This window comes from Embleya hyalina (genome assembly GCF_003967355.1).
GTDB lineage: Bacteria > Actinomycetota > Actinomycetes > Streptomycetales > Streptomycetaceae > Embleya > Embleya hyalina.
On record NZ_BIFH01000022.1, the window covers coordinates 180,288 to 197,330 of the forward strand.

12 protein-coding genes are annotated in these 17,043 nt (G+C 71.4%); 6 read left to right on the forward strand and 6 right to left on the reverse strand.

Annotated elements, in window-relative coordinates; all coding sequences use genetic code 11:
* Positions 1-531 precede the first annotated feature (531 nt).
* A complete protein-coding gene (locus EMA17_RS22940) occupies positions 532-1,197 on the reverse strand; it encodes an alpha-ketoglutarate-dependent dioxygenase AlkB (protein WP_126638992.1) in 666 nt (221 codons plus the stop codon).
* A 109-nt stretch (positions 1,198-1,306) separates the two neighbouring features.
* On the opposite strand from EMA17_RS22940, the gene EMA17_RS22945 reads away from it, so the two are divergent.
* Positions 1,307-3,244 (forward strand): PD40 domain-containing protein, encoded by a 1,938-nt coding sequence (locus tag EMA17_RS22945; RefSeq protein WP_160161520.1) that lies wholly within the window; start codon positions 1,307-1,309, stop codon positions 3,242-3,244.
* An 88-nt stretch (positions 3,245-3,332) separates the two neighbouring features.
* Here the strand turns inward: EMA17_RS22945 and EMA17_RS22950 are convergent, their stop codons facing one another.
* Together EMA17_RS22950 and EMA17_RS22955 are read right to left on the reverse strand one after the other, a co-directional pair.
* Positions 3,333-4,346: a hypothetical protein gene (locus EMA17_RS22950; protein ID WP_126638994.1), complete on the reverse strand. Its 1,014-nt coding sequence runs from the start codon at positions 4,344-4,346 to the stop codon at positions 3,333-3,335.
* 137 nt (positions 4,347-4,483) lie between these two features.
* The gene (locus EMA17_RS22955; RefSeq protein ID WP_126638995.1) at positions 4,484-5,041 is read right to left on the reverse strand and encodes a hypothetical protein; all 558 of its coding nucleotides are present in this window, start codon (positions 5,039-5,041) and stop codon (positions 4,484-4,486) included.
* Positions 5,042-5,661: 620 nt separating this feature from the next.
* On the opposite strand from EMA17_RS22955, the gene EMA17_RS22960 reads away from it, so the two are divergent.
* Together EMA17_RS22960 and EMA17_RS22965 are read left to right on the forward strand one after the other, a co-directional pair.
* Entirely contained in the window at positions 5,662-6,267 is a 606-nt protein-coding gene (locus EMA17_RS22960; RefSeq protein ID WP_126638996.1) for a dihydrofolate reductase family protein, read from the forward strand.
* Between the two features lie 153 nt (positions 6,268-6,420).
* Entirely contained in the window at positions 6,421-7,212 is a 792-nt protein-coding gene (locus tag EMA17_RS22965) for an alpha/beta fold hydrolase (RefSeq protein ID WP_126638997.1), read from the forward strand.
* 57 nt (positions 7,213-7,269) lie between these two features.
* On the opposite strand, the gene EMA17_RS22970 is transcribed toward EMA17_RS22965, so the two are convergent.
* Genes EMA17_RS22970 through EMA17_RS22980 form a run of 3 tightly spaced genes read right to left on the reverse strand, consistent with a single transcriptional unit; the run spans position 7,270 to position 11,098 of the window.
* Positions 7,270-8,514, reverse strand: a complete 1,245-nt coding sequence (locus tag EMA17_RS22970) for a cytochrome P450 (RefSeq protein ID WP_126638998.1) — start codon at positions 8,512-8,514, stop codon at positions 7,270-7,272.
* On the reverse strand, positions 8,511-9,278 hold the full coding sequence (locus EMA17_RS22975) for a thioesterase II family protein (protein WP_126638999.1): 768 nt from the start codon (positions 9,276-9,278) through the stop codon (positions 8,511-8,513). Before EMA17_RS22975 ends, EMA17_RS22970 begins: the two co-directional genes overlap by 4 nt.
* A gap of 11 nt (positions 9,279-9,289) precedes the next feature.
* Positions 9,290-11,098: a non-ribosomal peptide synthetase gene (locus EMA17_RS22980; RefSeq protein ID WP_160161521.1), complete on the reverse strand. Its 1,809-nt coding sequence runs from the start codon at positions 11,096-11,098 to the stop codon at positions 9,290-9,292.
* A 584-nt stretch (positions 11,099-11,682) separates the two neighbouring features.
* Here EMA17_RS22980 and EMA17_RS22985 point away from each other — a divergent pair.
* From EMA17_RS22985 to EMA17_RS22995, 3 genes are all read left to right on the forward strand, one after another.
* Complete coding sequence (locus EMA17_RS22985; protein ID WP_160161522.1) at positions 11,683-12,753, forward strand: alanine racemase; 1,071 nt, start codon at positions 11,683-11,685, stop codon at positions 12,751-12,753.
* Between the two features lie 183 nt (positions 12,754-12,936).
* Positions 12,937-15,411, forward strand: coding sequence for a SpoIIE family protein phosphatase (locus tag EMA17_RS22990; RefSeq protein WP_126639002.1), 2,475 nt, complete (start codon positions 12,937-12,939; stop codon positions 15,409-15,411).
* A gap of 126 nt (positions 15,412-15,537) precedes the next feature.
* A complete protein-coding gene (locus EMA17_RS22995; protein ID WP_218042987.1) occupies positions 15,538-17,043 on the forward strand; it encodes a class I adenylate-forming enzyme family protein in 1,506 nt (501 codons plus the stop codon).

Genomic DNA, 17,043 nt, shown 5'->3' on the forward strand with positions numbered 1-17,043 from the left:
GTGCCGATCACGATCGTCCGCTCACCCCGAATGCCCGGACCCCGCCGCTGGACGGGACACGCGAAACGAGAAGACGTCGCTTGTCCAGAGTGACCGGCCCTTCCCACCGACGGGACCGGCCATCGGGTGAACATCTCGTGACGAGATCCCCCGGCGGCCCCGACGATCACGAGCGAGTCGGACGGCCGGCACATCCACCGGACCGGACCATCGCACCGGGGAGGTGCGGCATGCCCACCGACGGGGCCCGGGACGGCGACAGTCGATCACCGCGGCGAGTTCGGCCGTCGTGGGAGCCCGCCCGCAACCGCTTCGGCGTGCGGGCGGGGCGCGGTGCCACGCGGTGTGGGCGACCGCGCCCCGTCCAGGCGCAGTCGCCTGCGGTACTCATGGAACCCGAGGTCGCCAACGGGGGGTTGCGACATTCCATGGCTTCCGCCCGTCAACCATCGCCGACCGGCGGCCACGTCGCCAAGGAAGAACGCGACACCGAAGAACGTCGGTGTGGGAGTGGTGAGCAAGGGTGGGCGCTCACCGATCGGTGTCGGTGTCGGTGAGGGTGCGCAAGGTCACCGATACGCGCCGCCCGCGTGGGACGCGGCCGTCGACGCCCGGGTCGCTCCTGCGCGCGGCGATGGCGTGGCGCCAGGTGAACCGGGCCGGACCGGTCATGACCAGCAGGCTGCCCGGCGCGAGCGGCACCGAGAGCTTCGTGCCGCCCTCGGGATCGGTGAAGTCCATGAGACAGCCGGAGCCCAACGAGATCGCGGCGACGATCGGACCGAAACAGGGCACGCAGTCGACGTGGGCGCTGATCCCTTGTCCGGGCAGGTACTCGTTGACGATCACCTGCTCCGGCTCGCGGTCCATCAGGCCCTCGCGCACGAGCCGGACGGCCGCCGCCCGCGCCCACGCCGGAAGCGGCGGCACCGTCGCCTCCCCGTCGATCGCCACCCGGCGACGGCCGTATTCGTACCGGCGGCCGTAGTGCTGCACGCGTCGCCGCAACTGCGTCGACCACGGCGCGGCGTCGATGTCTCGGAGCAGGTCCCGGCAGGCGTCGGCGGTTAGCCAGTCGGCGAGGCATCGCAGCCCGGGCACCTCGGCGGCGGCGGTCGAGCCGCTCACGCCGGGATCCACCGGACGGACGGTGTCGATCCGTGCCGCGGCCGGCACCGAGTCCCCGATGCTGCTCATGCGCGGATGCTACCGCTCGCGAACGACAGGGCGGCTTCCGAGAAAGGCGGCGTCGCGGCGGCTTCGACGAGAGCGGCTGGTGTCCGCGTCCACCGTTAGGGTCTCGGCCATGGATCTTCGGGGACGATCGGTTGTGCTGTTCGGGGAGTTCCGCTCCATCGGGAACACGGAGGCGGTGCACCGCCTGGAGGCGCTGGGCGCCCGCGTGACCGAAGCCGTGACCGGCGAGACGGACCTGATGTTTCTCGCCACGGGCGAACCGGGCCCCATACCCCGGACCGAACACATGCTCCGCGCACCGCAGTTCGACGAGGAAGCCCTGCTCGGCATGCTCGCACGCGGCGAAGGCGCAGCCGGGCCCGCGGACGAGGAGCCGGCCCCGTTCCTGTCCCGGTCCGCCGTGCCCACCGACGCGGACGCGTGGTACACACTGGTCGCGGAAGCCGACTGGTCCGCGTTCGTCCCGGATCGGGACCTGGTGCCGCTGCGTGCCCGTCTCGCCGACCTGGAGCGGCACCGAGGTGTGACCGAGGCCCACCGGCTGGCCACTCGCCGGCTGCGAACCACGGCTGCGGCGAGGTTGTGGCATCCGTTCGGCCACAGCGCGGAGATCGTGGGGCACGCGATGAGTCCCGACGGTCGGTACCTCGCCACCGGGAGTTGGTGCCCCGACGGCGACTACGACGCCGGGGGCGTCCTGCAGATCTGGGAGGTCGCGTCGGGGCGATGTGTCGACACGATCCCGGATGTCGACGGCGGCGTCGGGTGGCCCGGTTACGGGCGAACGATCCAGTGGTCCGCCGACGGTTCGCGCCTCGCGGTCGCCCACGCCACGAATGTGGTGGGGCTGTGGAGTCCCATTACGCACAACGTGGAGCCGGTCGCGACGATCGACGTGTCGGACGGCAACTCCCGGCCGTCGTCGTTCGCGCTCTCCCCGGACGGGCGCAGCGTCTACCACCACTGCACCACCAACGGTGACGGCGGACTTCAGGGCTGCGTCGTCCCGTTGGATCGCGGTGCCTTGTTCTGGTTGCCGAATCATGTGACGGCCGATCACCCGTACGCCATGGCGCGCGGGCTCTCGGACGACGTCCGTGAGGCGTTTCGGCACGTCGAGGGCCACGACGACGTCGGCGGGTGGATCGAGAACCCGGTCTGGTCGCCCGACGGGACACGGCTGTTGGGCACCAACGCGATCTGCGTGGACGCCGGCACCCGCGCGGTGCGGTGGTATGTCCCCGCTTCGCTCGCCGCGCTCGGTCCGGACGGGCATCGTGTGGCCGTCGTGACTCCGGACGGCCTGTCCTTTCTCGACGCCGACAGTGGCCGATGCGAGGGCGGTCCTTTCGATCTGGGCACCGCCTGTACCCTGCGCTGGGCCGACGGACGTCCGAATCGTCTCGCCGTGCTGACGCACGGCTCGGACCCGGTGGCCTCCTTCGTCCACGTCTTCGACGCCGAGCAGCACACGAGTTCCGTGGCGATCTCGCACCCGCGATGGCGGGACGGCGAGGAGCGGAGCGGCGACCGCGACATGTGGGCCTGGGCTCCCGACGGGAATCGCGCGGCCTGTCTGACGGACGCCGACACCGTCGAACTGTTGTCGTTCGCCGACCCCGTCCACCCCGAGCGGCTGCGGGCCTTCCCCGCCGAAGGCGCCCGTGCGGTGCATTGGGGCGCCGGCGACACCATCGTCCTGGTGGCCGACCGGCGTGTGCGGTTCGTCCACGCGGAAACCGGCGGGGTCTTCGGCGACTTCACCCTTCTCCGGACCCCCGAGGGGCCGAGTCCCGTGGAGGGCCACGATGCCTACGAGTACGAGCCGCGGACATTTCCCCTCGACGATCGTGTCTGGGCGACGACCCTGGAAGCCGACGTCGTGGTGGCACCGTCGGACCGGGAGGAGGCGTTGGACCGCGTTCTCACCTGGGCGGTGGGGCGTCGATACGCGTGGCCCGTGCGCTGGGGCGAACCGAGGGTCCTGGCCGATTTCCGTGCCGCCGCCGATCTCCTCGACGCCGAGGCCGGCGATGTCTCGGGGTGAACGCGTGGCCCGAGTCGACCGGAGCGGGTGAGGCCGTGGCGTCGTCGCGGTCCGATCCCTGTTCCTCGATGTCGCCCGTGCGCGGGCGCTAGTGTCTCGGGCCGCCGTCGCAGGTGTCGCTGCTCCAGGCGTCGAAGAGGGAGACCAGGGGCGGCGCGAAGTACGGGTCCTCGTCGACGTGTACGTATTGGCGGCCCAGGTTCACGACGTCGGGTGCCTTCGAGCGCAGCGCGCGAGCCGCCGCGGCGGGGATGGCGTTGCCGGTGACGTCGAGTCGGCGCAGTTCGCCGAAGGCGGACCAGCGTTCGCACAGCCGTAGCGCCGCGTCGGCGTCGAGCACGCCGAACGGCAGTCGCAGGGACCACAATCGCGCCCCCAGCGCGCTGTCGGCGAGCACGTCGACGAGCTCGTCGCTCACATCGCTCACCAGGGTCAGCCGGCGAAGGCTCTCGAAGCCGGGACCGTTCAGCAGCGGGAGCAGGTCCCGTGCCGAGCCGCCCCAGCCGTATCCGAAGCGTCCGAGCCACAATTCGAGCGATTCGAGCCGGGGGAAGGAACCCGCGCCCAGCGCGGACACCACGGCGGGGTCGATCGCCTCGTCGCGCAGGACCAGACGGCGCAGATGGGCGGTCTTCGGCCACACGCGCGAGGGCCCCGTGTCCACGAGGGCGATGTCGTTGCATTGCACGACCAGTTCACCCAGAGCCGGCACCGCCGCGAACACCCGGTCGAGCGGCACCGAAAGCCGCCACGAGGAGCCGTCACCCGATGGGGTGGTCGGGGCGTGGTCGCCGCGCTCGAAGTCGGGGAACAGGAGGGCGCCCAGTCCCAGGCGCACGATCTCGGGCCGGTGCCGGGCGAGGACGTCCACGACCGGGGCGAAGGAGCCGTTGTGTACCCGGCTCGTCGTCACCACAAGCTCGGTGAGGGTCCGCCCCGGGTGTGCTCGCAGCCAGCGATCGAGCGCCGCCGCGCAGTGGTCCTCGTCCACGTCGCGGCTCGTCACGACACCGGCCCGGTCGCACTCCAGCGTGAGATGCAATTCCGCGTACGAACCACGATCGTCGACGCGGCGAAGATGGTCGCACGCGGCCGAGTACATCGAGGCAGAGTAGCCCGTACCCCTCCCGGAACGGGAGCGACGCCGGAGCACCACCGCTCTGGTGGGAGTCTCCTGTTTCGGCCGGCGTGTTCTTCCGAGTCCCGGCCGCCCGATTCCGATCGTCCGGACCGCGCGTGTCATCCGCTGAGGAGGACGATCAGGCCCCGGTCGGTTCGGGCCGCCTCCGTCAGCCAGGTTTGGTGGAGCCCGACGACGCGGCGGAAGTGTTCGAAGTCGCGGACGTCGTGTCGGGTGACGCGTGACGCCATCGCCATGTCGGCCGCGACCGGCTCGATCTCCGACCATGGGACCGATCGCGCGCGTTCGAGAACCGCGCGCACACGCGCGGGGCGCATCGAGTAGTAGGCCTCGTATTGCGAGAGTTCGACATCGGCGTCCTCGGCCAGATCGTCGGGCGGCGCCGGACGGTCCGGGCCGAGATCGTGGTACACCGACCCCATAAAGGCGTCGGCGGCGACTCGCGGACGGTTCGGCAAGCGGCGACGCAGGGTCTCGTAGTAGGAACCCGCCTCGAGGAAGTCGAAGCCCCGGTGGTGGCGTTCGCTCGCGAACCGAAGGTCGTCCCCGTCCGGGTTCTCGGGTGCGTCCCAATAGAAAGCGGTGCCGCGCGACTGCCGACAGGCCGCGACGGTCGGGATCCAATCGGCGATCAGGCAGACCACGTCGAAAGCCATCGCTCCGTCCTCGCCCATCGGCCACGGCGCCCGCGGTGGAGATCCCCGGGCTACGCACCGGGTGCCCCGCGACGGTCGAGCTCGCCGGCCGCCGCCGGTGGACGGTCACGCCGTGACTCGTTCGTGTGGTGTGGACTTTACGGCCGTCAAGTCGCGGTGTCGCGTCGGGTCGCACCGGACGTGAGGATGGCGCGTTTGTCCATCCGGCGCCAACGATCCGTATGCCACGATCACCGGGACCGGCCCCGTCCCCGGGAAGCCGGCTTCGGTACATGGCCGAGGCCGTCGTGCCTTCCCGCGCCGTCAGGGACGGTGTCGATCCACGGGAGGGCTTCCTTCGGGTGCCCGAACCGTCTCGTCGAGGCGCATGAGGCGACGTCGTACCGCGGCCTTTTCACCCGGGTTCTTGCCAGAAAGGAATTTGGCGTGCATCTTTGGCTGAAATGTCATGATCTCTTCGATGCGTCGTGGCCACCTCGGGGTCACGGGCCGGGCCGGTGAGCGCCGGTCGTCGCCGGACCCGCGCACGAAGGATCGGGACGAAGAGCCCGCGTCGATGAGTTCGAGGGGTTCGCGCAGTCCAACCACCGGAACCGTCAGCACGGACCGCAGGAGCAATCATGAGGAAGATCACCGCAGGCCTGTTCATCTCGCTCGACGGCGTCGTGGAGTCACCCGAGAAGTGGCACTTCCCGTACTACAACGACGAGATGGCCGCCGCCATCGCGAACTCGGCCGAGATCCTGCTGTTCGGCCGCAAGACCTACGACGCCTTCGCCGGCGCGTGGCCGGAGCGGGAGGCGGCCGGAGGCGCGGACGCCGGGTTCGCGCGCATGTTCGGCGACGCCCGCAAGATCGTCGTCTCGAAGCAGGACCTCGAGTTCACCTGGCGCAACTCCGAACAGCTCCGGGGCGAACTCGTGGACGCCGTCACCGCGCTGCGCGAGGAACCGGGTGGCGACGTCTCCATGAGCGGGTCGGTCTCGATCGTCCGCCAACTGCTGGACGCGCACCTGCTCGACGAGTTGCACCTGTTCGTGCACCCGATCGCCGTGCGCTCGGGCATGCGCCTGTTCGAGGAGGCCGAGGACTCGATCCCGCTGCGACTCCTGTCGTCCAAGGCGTTCGAGACCGGAGTGCTCCACCTCGTCTACGCCCGGACCGCGCCGACCGAGGAGACCGGCTACGAGGACGTCAAGGCCCACCTGCCACAGGACGTCGCATAGCGCGCCGACCGCACGGGTTCACCGGCTCCCGACACCACCCCAAGCCGGTGAACCCGTCGTCGACCGGGCGTCGGGGGCATGTGACGGGCCGGGGCCATCCGTGGAAACGGTGCGACCGATGATGGTTGTCCGTGCACGGGAGCGGAGGGGCGCATGACGCATACGACGACGCGGGACGGGACTCGCATCGCCTACCAGGTCCGAGGCGAGGGAGCGCCACTGGTCCTCCTGGCCGGTCAGGCGAACAACCACCACTGGTGGGACACCTGCCGTGCCGACTTCCACGCCGCCCGCAGCACCGTCACCCTCGACTACCGGGGCACGGGCGACAGCGACAGGCCCGATCTCCCTTACAGCACCGAACTGTTCGCCTCGGACGTCATCGCCGTCCTCGACGAACTCGGCATCGATCGGGCCGACGTCTACGGCACGTCCATGGGTGGCCGGGTGGCACAACACATCGCCGCCCGCCACCCGCACCGGGTCGGTGCCCTGGTACTCGGCTGCACCTCACCCGGCGGGCCGCACGGCGTGGAACGCGGTACCGAGGTTCGCCGTGCCCTGGCCCGGCCCGATCCGGCGGCCGCACGACGGGCCCTGCTGGAGCTGATGTACACCCCGACCTGGCTCGCCGACCATCCCGGCCCCCACCACACCCTCGGCGATCCCACGATGCCCGCCCACGCCCGGCGCGGTCACCTCGCGGCGAGCAACCGGCACGACGCCTGGAACCTCCTGCCCGACATCGACACACCCACACTCGTCGTGCACGGCGGCGACGACCTGCTCAACCCCACCGTCAACGCGACCCTGATCGCCGAGCGCGTTCCCGGAGCCCGACTACATCTGATTCCGCGGGCCAGACACGCCTACTTCGAGGAGTTCCGCGCCCACGCGAGCCCCCTCGTCCTGGACTTCCTCACGTCCGCCGCGCACCGCCGGTAGGGGCCGTCCGGTGATGGTCGAGCGGGCGTCGCCGACCGCGCGTCCCGACGGGGCGCGCTATGTGACGCCCGCGGTGCCCAGTTCGACCGGGAGGGCGGTGAGGAAGCGGAAGTTGACCGTGGGTTTCCACGCCAGCGTGTCCCACGCGCCCCGTATCCCCGGGGCCCGGTCCAGCAGCACCTCGAGGAAGATCTCACTCTCGGACAACGCCAGCGCCGCTCCGAGACAGTAGTGCGCCCCGTGTCCGAAGGCGAGATGGTCGGTGACCCTCCTGGTCACGTCGAGACGGTCCGGATCCGCGTGGACGAGCGGGTCGCGGTTCCCGGATCCCAGCACCAGGAGCACGGTCTGGCCGGCCCGGAAGCGGGTGTCCAGATAGTCGAAGTCGGCACGAACCGTCCGCGCGACGAACTGCACCGGGCCGTCGTAGCGGAGCAGTTCCGCGACGGCACCGGGCAGCAGCCCGGGCCGGTCCCGCACGAGGGCGAGCTGATCCGGGTGTTCCAGCAGGGCGCGTACGGCGTTGGCGAGGAAATGGGTCGTGGTCGCCTGGCCGGCGTCGACGAGCAGGAGGAACGCGGCGAACGACTCGTCCGCGGTGAGATCGCCCGACCCGTCCGCGAACAGGTTCGGGAACGACCCCCCGACCGGGCGGCCGGCGCCCTTCGCACCCCCGCCGCGCATCGACTCGAACAGCGTGCGCAGGGCCTCCACACGCGGCAGCTCGCGGGTGGATTGGCCGAAGAACTCGTCGAGCAGACTGCTCCAGTCGTTCAGGAGCCGACGGTGCGAGGCGGGCACGCCCAGGAGTTCGGCGATCATCGTGGCGGTCAGGGGGTCCGCCAGATCGCGCAACAGGTCGACGGGCCCCTCGGGCAGGCGGTCGAGCAACTCGTGCAGCCGTTCGCGGACCACGGCGCGCCAGGGTCCTACCGCCCGTCGACCCAGTGGTTCACGCAGCGGCGCGCGCAGTCGGGTGTGCTCGGGAGGCTCGTGGAACAGCATCATGCGCGACAGCGGATCCGCCAGCGGCGCCAACAGGCGACGGCGATCCGGCGGCAGCCGGGCCCGGTACGCGCTGACCCGATCCTCGGACAGGTGGGGATGACGGGACAGCCGGCGGATGTCGGCGTGACCCATCACCGTCCACGCCTGTAGCGCCCGGTCCCAGTGCACCGGTCCCGCCTCGCGCAGACGGCGATACAGCGCGTAGGGGTCCCTCGCGTGTCGCGGCTGATAGAGCTCGACCAGCGAGGGCAGCGCCTCGTCCCGGGCCGGTGGGCTCGACGCGCTCGCGCTCATCCGGCCTCCCCGACCGTGGTGGCCGACAGCGCGGCGAGGTCGGCGAGCAGGATCCGGCCGAACTCCTCCGGATGCTCCCAGGGGAAGAGGTGGCCGCCGGGGAAGCGGCGCACGTGTGGGGTACCGAGCACCGCGGCCCCCCAGGCGCTGAGCGCGGGGGCGTCGACGAACGGATCGTCCAGGCCGCCGTACACCACGGTCCGACACGACAGGGGCCGCCGGGGGCGGCACGGGACCGCCGCCGCGAGGGCGAGGTCGGCGCGCAACATGGGCAACAGCAGCTCGACCAGTTCGGGAATCGCGAGGGCGGCGACACTGACAAGCCCGAACACCCGGAGAAAATCCACGAGTTCCGTGTCGGCGAGATCTCCGGTCGGCGGCCACGGCGCGGGCAGATGCGGTGCGCGGTGCGCGGAGACCACGAGCGGGTCGGGCAGCGCGTACCGCCGCCGCGACATCTCGTGCGTGAGCGTGTGGGCCAGTCCCGCGCCCATGCTGTGGCCGAAGAGCGCGTACGGTCGCGAACTCGCGATCGGCGCGATCTCGTTCGCGAGGTCCGCGACGAGTTCCTTCGGCCGCGTGTACGGCCGCCGCCGGACCAGTTCCTCACGCCCCGGCAGGCGGACCGCGAGCAGCCCGATACCGGCCGCGCTCAGCGCCGGGCCCCATGCGCCGAACGCCCGTGCCGAGCCGCCCGCGTAGGGCAGGCAGATCAGCACCGGACGGCGGGGATCGTCGCCGAGATCGTTGACCGGTGTGAGCATCGGAAAGGTCCTCACGCCGGTCGTCGCCCCTCGACGGAATGGGACGCGAACCCGTCGAGGTGCTCGGCGAGGCCGTCCGCGGTCGGGTCGATGAAGAACGCGCCGAGGCCGACGTGGACCCCGAACCGGCGATGCACATGGGACAGCAGATCGGCGGCGCTCAACGAATGTCCGCCCTGGTCGAAGAAGTTGTCGTGGATGCCGATCGCCGGCAGATGCAGAACCTCCGCCATCAACGCGGCCACGATCGCGGCACGTTCCGACACCCCGTCGGGCGCGACCCCGTCGTCGCACCGGTGGTCGGACCGGTCGTCGGCCGCGGCCGCGGGCCGCGGCGGTGGTACGCGTGCCGCCAGTGCCGCGCGATCGGCCTTGCCGTGGGCGGTGAGCGGGACGGCGTCCACGGTGACCACGATCGAGGGGACGAGATGGGTCGGCAACCGTTCGGACAGGGCCCGGCGCGTGTCCCGCTCGACCGGGGAGTGGCCGGGTTCGGGGACGACGTAGGCGACCAGGCGCCGATCCTCGCCCCGGGCGGCGTGGGCCACCACGATCGCCTGCCGGATCCCGGGCAGCGCGGTCAGGGCCGCCTCGACCTCTCCCGGCTCCACCCGTTGGCCGCGGATCTGGACCTGGTCGTCGAGCCGGCCCAGGTGGAGCAGGGACCCGTCGGACAGCTCACGCACCAGGTCCCCGGTGCGATACCAGCGCCCGACCCCGTCGGCGCCGCCGAGCGGTCCCACGAACCGCTCCGCCGTGAGCTCCGGCCGGTCCAGATATCCCTGGGCCACGCCGACGCCACCCAGCAGCAGCTCTCCCGGGGCGCCGGGGGGCACCGGGCGCAGGTCCGGGTCCACCACCCGCACCGCGGTGCCCGCGACGGGCCGCCCGATGGGGACGCGCCCCTCCTCGACGCGTGCCGGCGCGTACGTCGACCACACGGCGCACTCGGTGACGCCGTAGAGGTTGGTCAACCGGTGACGGCCGGCCCACGCGTGTACCAGTTCGGCGGGGCAGTCCTCGCCGGCGACACCCAACAGCCGCAGCCGAGGGAAACGTTCGGGGGTGAGCACCGCCAGCACCGACGGCACCACGATCGCGTGGGTGATCGACTCCCGCAACACACCGGCCAGCGGCTCGCCCGGCGTCAGTTCCTCGCGCGGGTACACGCACAACGACGCGCCGTGCGCGAGCGCCAGGGTGAACTCGGCGATCGAGGCGTCGAAGGTGACCGCCGCGAACTGGAGGACCCGGTCACCCGCGCCGATGTCCAGCACCTCGCGCTGCGCGTGCGCGAGATTGGCCAGACCGGCGTGCCCCACGACCACACCCTTGGGACGACCACTGGACCCGGAGGTATGGATCACGTAGGCCGCGTCCTCGGCCGACACGATCAGTCCCGGGTCGTCGGCGGGGTGTGCCGCCGCGTCGTCCGGGTCGACCACGAGGCGTCGGCCGACGGTCGACGGCGGGGGCGTCGTGTCCGAGGACCACAGCACCAGTGCCGCGCCGCACTCGGTGACGATGTCCACCGTCCGGCGGGAGGCGTCGTCGACGTCGACCGGCACGTATACCCCGCCGGCCTTCCAGATGCCCAGGGCGCAGGTGACGAGAGCCGCGCCGCGCGGGAGGCCCACCACCACGCGTTCCCCCGGTCTCAGGCCGCGGGCGAGGAGCAGTCGGGCGATCCGATTGGATCCGGCGTCGAGTTCGGCATACGTGACCGGGCCGCCGGCGGTCGAAACGGCCACGGTCGCGGGCGCGTCGCGGGCGACGGCCGCGACAAGGGAATGGAAAGGAAGAAACGTGTCGTCGAGCATATTCCTACTTCCGGACAGCGGTGCGTCGAGACGGCGGCAGCCAACCGCCTTCATCCGTCGCGCAGGAAAGCAAGGAGGAAATGCGCACCGATGCCCCGGACTTCGCCGGTGACCATCGTGCAAGAGGGCCCGAAAGGGCGTGGGGCGTGCGGATCGCGACGGACACCGCAGGTGCGGCGGGTCGCAGCAGGAGGATCGTGGCACGTCAATAGTCCTCGCGGCAACAGTCGAAAGCGTTCTTGTCGCACCGTCTACGGGCAATTTCGCTCCGTGAGCGAAGTTCCCGATCCGCCGGTGCGCAGGGTGTTCCGGGGTTCGACGATACGTGCCGGTAAACCCGGAGTGGGTAATGGGAAATCCGCGCGAACGGGGTCCGGCGGATGACGAATCCCACCGGGTGGGATTACCTTCTTGGGCATCGAAATCCGATATTCCCCACGGTTCGCGTGCGGCCGTCGCGCGCCGTACGCGGGGACGGGGTCGGACACGCTCCGGGACGCGACCGGGGCCGGGAGGAAGGAGTCACCGGCATGAGTCGACCACCGCGATCCGGGGCGCGAGGACCGGCATTCGCACCATCCCACATGGCCCTGGACGTCGCCGCGGCCCGCGCCGCGCTCACCGCGACGGCCACCGCGTTCGCCGGCTTCCGGGTCCGCTACGCGGTGAAGGCGAACCCGCATCCGGCGCTGCTGCGATCGTTCGCCGCGCGGGGGATCGGCTTCGACGTCGCGTCCGTCGCGGAGGCGGACCTGTGCCTGGACGCCGGTGCCGACGCGGCGCACCTGACCTACGGCAACCCCATACGCTCCACCCGCGACATCGCCCGGGCGTACGACCGCGGTGTGCGCGTGTTCGCGCTCGACACCGCGGACGAGGCCCGTCGACTCGGCGCGGTGGCCCCGGGGGCGGGCGCGCTGATCCGCCTGGCGGTCGAACCGGCGCCGGCCGGCCGCAAATTCGGCTGCCTGCCCCGCGAGGCGACGACGATCGCGTCGTCGGCGGCACGGGCCGGACTCGACGTGGTCGGTCTGGCGCTGCACATCGGTACCCAGCGGCGCGACCCGCGCGCCTGGGACGCCGCCGTCGCCTCCGCCGCCCGCGTGTGGGAGCTGTTGCGGCGTACGGGGATGAGCCCGCGCGTCCTCGACCTGGGCGGCGGTCTGCCCGCCCGGGACCGCCGGCCGACGCCCCCGCTCACGGAGTTCGCGACCGCGATCCGCGCGGCCGTCGCGCGGGGATTCGACGAACCCCCGGCGGAGGTGGCGATCAACCCCGGCCGTGTCCTCGTGGCCGAGGCGGCGGTCCTGTTCACCACCGTGCACGCCGTGGCGCATCGCGAGGACGCCGTGCGATGGGTCTTCCTCGGCGCGGGCGTCTGGAACGCCGGGCTGGTGGACGGCCGCGACGGCAGATTCGAGTACCCGGTCACCGCGCCCGATTTCGCTCCCGACGAGCCCGTCTCGGACGCGCTCCTCGGCGGCCCCACGTGCGACGGCGCCGATGTGCTCCGCGCAGGCGACCCCTACCGGCTGCCGTCCGCGCTGCGCGAGGGCGACCGCGTCGCGGTGTGGTCCGTCGGCGCCTACACCACGACCACCGCGGCCGTCGGCTTCAACGGCCTGGCACCGCTGCCCGTCCACGTCGTCGGTTGACACCGGGCCGATACCCCGGCGGCGGGCCGGATCGACGGTGACTTCGACGAGATCCGTGTGATCACGTTGACCGACCGCCTCGAGAGGCGTAGTTTAACGAACAAGCGTTTGCACGTTTTGGTCGACAGGACCGGCCGCTCGGGAGGAGTGCGAACCGCGACCCTCATCGATGAGGTGGATGTCATGGACGTGCTCGGTGGCCCCACTGCCCTGGCCGTCATCGACGAAAGCGGACTCGTCGCCGCGTGGAACCCCGAGGCGGCCGTACTGCTCGGATACCAGGCGGGCGAGGTGATCGAGCGCCCCGCGCTGCGCCTGCTGGCCCGACCCGCCGACGCGATCGCGGCCCGCGACGTCGCGCACGGGGTGGGGGAGTGGACCGGAGACCTCCCGCTTCTCCATCGCGACGGTCGCCGTGTGGATGTGCACCTTCGGGCCCAGCGGCTGGCGAGTGGCGGCGCCCGATTCCAGTGGCTGGTCACCTTCGTCGAGTCGCGGATCGACGCACGGCCCGGGGACCGGGCCATGCTCGACTGGGTGCGCAGCCGTTCCCCCATGGCGATGACGGTCTACGACACGAACCTGCGGTGCGTGTGGCAGAACGACGCGATGTCCGCGCTCAGCGGTGTCTCGACCGAGGACCTGTGCGGTCCGTGTCCGCAACGGTTGCCGCGCGGTCCCGACGCGGAGGCATGGGAGCTGCGGATGCGTCGCGTCCTGGAGACGGGCGAACCGTGCCTGGACTTTCGGATCCGCGGTCGAACCCACGCCGACCCCGATCACGATCACCTGTTCTCCATGTCGGCGTCGTTGCTCCAGGACCGAAACGGGGACGCCGTCGGCGTGTGTACGACGGCGTTCGACGTCACCGATCGATTTCGCGACCGGGAGCGCCTGGCCCTGCTGAACGAGGCGAGTGTGCGCATCGGCACCACTCTCGACGTGATGCGGACGGCCCAGGAGCTGACCGACATCGCCGTGCCGCGACTCGCCGACTTCGTCGACGTCGACCTGCTCGACGGCCTGCTGCGCGGGGAGGAGCCCGTTCCCGGACCGATCACCGGCACGATGGTGCTGCGGCGGGTCGCCCAGCAGTCCGTGCTTCCCGGGGCGCCCGAGGCGGTGGTGGCGCTGGGGGACGTGGACGTCTACACCGAGTACTCCCCGCCGGCGGTGTGCCTGGCCACCGGCCGATCGACGCTGCATCGCACGATGGACGAACCGATCGCCTCGTGGGTCGCCGCCGACCCGGCCCGGGGGGCGAAGATCACCGAGTACGGATTCCACTCCTGGATGATCGTCCCGGTGCGGGCTCGCGGCCTGACGCTGGGGGTCGTGCTGTTCGGGCGCACGAGGTGCGAGGAGCCCTTCGAGGAGGCGGACCTGGCGCTCGCGGAGGAACTGGTGGCCCGGGCGGCGGTGTGCCTGGACAACGCCCGGCGCTTCGCCCGCGAGCGCGCGGCGGCGCTCACCCTGCAGCGCAGTCTGCTGCCGCAGGGTTTGCCGGACCAGGCCGCGGCCGAGGCGGCCTACCGATACCTGCCCGCCGACGTCGAGCTGGGCGTGGGCGGGGACTGGTTCGACGTCATTCCGCTGTCGGGCGCGCGCGTGGCGCTCGTCGTGGGGGACGTCGTCGGCCACGGTATCCACGCCGCCGCCGCGATGGGGCGTCTGCGCACCGCCGTGCGTACGCTCGCGGATGTCGATCTGGCCCCCGACGAACTGCTCACCCAGCTCGACGACCTGGTGATCCGGCTGTCGGCGGAGGCCAACCTCGAGGAGGACTGGGCCGGTGGGGACATCGGGGCGACGTGCCTGTACGCGGTCTACGACCCCGCCTCCAACCGGTGCAGTGTCGCGCGGGCGGGCCACCCGCCGCCCGCGGTGGTCGGTGCCGACGGCGCGGTGGAACTGCTCGACCTGCCCGCGGGGCCACCGCTGGGGCTGGGCGGGATGCCGTTCGAGTCGACCGAGGTGGAACTCGCCGAGGGCAGCGTCCTCGCGCTGTACACCGACGGCCTGATCGAGTCCCGCCATCGGGACGTGGACCAGGGGATCGACGAGCTGCGCCACGCCCTGGCCGCTCCGGCCCCCTCGCTCGAAGCGATCTGCGACAACGTCATCGCGTCCCTGCTGCCCGACGGGCCGAAGGACGACGTGGTGCTCCTGCTGGCCCGACCGCGGGCATTTCGCGACGACCAGGTGGCCTCGTGGGAGGTTCCGGCGGAGCCCGAGGTCGTCGCCCGCGTGCGCGCCGAGGCGGCCCGGCAGCTGACCGAATGGGACCTCGAGGACGCGGTCTTCGGTACGGAGCTGGTCGTCAGTGAGCTCGTCACCAACGCGATCCGCCACGGCGAGGCGCCCATCAGACTCAGACTCATCCGCGATCGCACCCTGATCTGCGAGGTCTCCGACGGCAGCAACACCGTTCCGCATCTGCGGCGGGCTCGGACCTTCGACGAGGGCGGGCGCGGGCTCCTGCTGGTTGCGCAGCTCTCCCAACGCTGGGGCACGCGCCAGTCGCCGATCGGTAAGACCATCTGGTGCGAGCAGGCGCTTCCCGTCGGGCACGACGCCGCACGGGGCCCTCGTGCGCCGATGCGGATCGGGACGTGGGACGTGTGCGTCGACGACGCGTGCGCGGTGACGAGTCGATAGCCGTCGGTCCGACCGCCGTCGGCCTCCGGCGCGCGATGGCGGGCCTCGCGCCGCGAGACGCACCACCCTTTGGGGCAATACGCTCGATAAAGCAATGAAAGGGAACATATGCGCACGGTAGCCGACATGGTGCGTCTCAACTCACGCCGCGGCCCGTCCGGCGAAGCCGTGGTGGACGCCCGGGGCAGGCTTTCCCACCGGGAACTCTCCCACCGTGCCTGGGCCCTGGCCCGGGGGCTGGTCGAGAACGGCGTGCGTCCCGGCGACAGCGTGGGGGTCCTCGCCGGCAACAGCGCGTTCTGCGCGGAGGCGTTCCTCGGGATCGCGACCGCGGGCGCGGTGTTCGTTCCGTACAACTGGCGATGGTCCACCGCCGAGTTGGTGGCGGGCGTGAACGAGACGGCGGCTCGGGTCGTGCTGGTGGAGGACATGTTCACCGACGCCTTCGAGGCCGCGCGCGCGACGGGTGATCTGGACGACGTGCGCCTGGTGGTGCCCCAGGGCGAGCGCTACGAGTCGTTCCTGCGCCCCGGGGGGCCGCCGCCCGTGGACATCGCGCCGAGCGACCCGCTGTGCATCCTGTTCACCGGCGGCACGACGGGGGTCTCCAAGGGCGTCGTGCTCTCGCACGCGGCCGCCCTGGCGAACATGTGCAACGAGGTGATCGACTGCGGCGTCGGTCGTTCCGCCACCGATCGCGGCCTGATCACCACGCCGCTGTTCCACTCCGCCGGCCTGCTGTGCTGGTTCCTGCCGCACTACGCCACCGGGGCCACCAGCGTGCTGCTGCACCGCTTCGACGAGGCGGAGGTGGCCGACGTCGTCGAGCGGGAACGGGTGACGAACATGTTCATGGTGCCGAACATGATCCGGCGCCTGATGAACGCGAACGCCTTCGAGACACCCGGCTTCCGGACATTCTTCCGGGCCCTGCACAGCGGGGCGGGCCTGCTCCGCACCTCGGACAAGCTGGCCCTGGTGGAGGCGATGCCCGACGTCTCGCTGTACTTTCGCTACGGACTGACCGAGGCCGGCCCCATGGTGACCCGACTGCGTCCGGTCGACATGCTGCGGGAGGACCTCCAAGGCTCCATCGGCAAGGAGTATCTGCTGGTCGAGGCGCAGATCCAGGACGACGAGGGCAGGGAGGTCGCCCCCGACGAGTCGGGCGAGATCTGCGTGCGGGGGCCGAGCGTGATGTCCGGCTACTTCAACCGTCCCGAGGAGACCGCGGCGGTATTTCGGGCCGGTTGGCTGCGCACGGGCGATCTCGCGGTGCGCGACCGCGAGGGGTACTTCTACTTCCGGGACCGGGCCAAGGAGATGATCAAGAGCGGTGGGGAGAACGTCTACTCCGCCGAGATCGAGCAGGTGTTGCTGACCCACCCGGGGGTGATCGAGGCGATGGTGGTGGGCACGCCCAGCACGGAATGGGACGAGGAGGTGCGCGCGATCGTGGTCGCGCGTCCCGGACACGCTCCCACGGAGGCGGAACTGCGGGGCTTCCTCCGCGCCCGGCTCGCCGCCTACAAGGTGCCCAAGCGGGTGGTCTTCCGGGAGGCGTCGCAGATTCCGCGTTCGGCGGTCGGAAAGGCCCTCAAGGAGCGGCTCAAAAGCGACCTCGGTTGGTGA